This window comes from Streptomyces fulvoviolaceus, assembly GCF_000718165.1.
In the GTDB taxonomy this organism is placed as follows: domain Bacteria; phylum Actinomycetota; class Actinomycetes; order Streptomycetales; family Streptomycetaceae; genus Streptomyces; species Streptomyces fulvoviolaceus.
Map to the genome: position 1 here is coordinate 1 of NZ_JOEY01000179.1, position 392 is coordinate 392.

Genomic DNA, 392 nt, shown 5'->3' on the forward strand with positions numbered 1-392 from the left:
TCCTCCTCGTCGGAGTCCGGCACCACCCAGACCACCGGCGGCGGAGGCGGCAGCACCCAGGTCTCCTCCGCGATGATCACCTACCTGAAGAAGAACCAGGACGGCGCCACCTGGCTCCTCGCCGTCGCCACCGACCAGACCGCCTCCACCATCATCCTCGAATCCGGCCAACCCGTGATCTCCATGGGCGGCTGGTCCGGCAGCGACAACGCCATGACCCTCACCAAACTCAAAGCCCTCGTGAAGTCCGGCAAACTCCACTACATCGTCATCAGCGACAGCGGCCAGAACTCCACCAGCTCCGCAATCTCCACCTGGGTCAAGAAGAACGGCACCGCCGTCACCGACTACACCGGCCTCTACCGCCTCGACACCACCGACGCCAGCTGACA

1 protein-coding gene is annotated in these 392 nt (G+C 64.8%); it reads left to right on the top strand.

Annotation, left to right across the window (positions count from 1 at the left end; translation table 11 throughout):
• Nucleotides 1-390 (top strand): mannosyltransferase YkcB-related protein (locus IG08_RS0153400; protein WP_030622263.1); only part of this gene is annotated, 390 nt, incomplete at its 5' end.
• Nucleotides 391-392 lie beyond the last annotated feature (2 nt).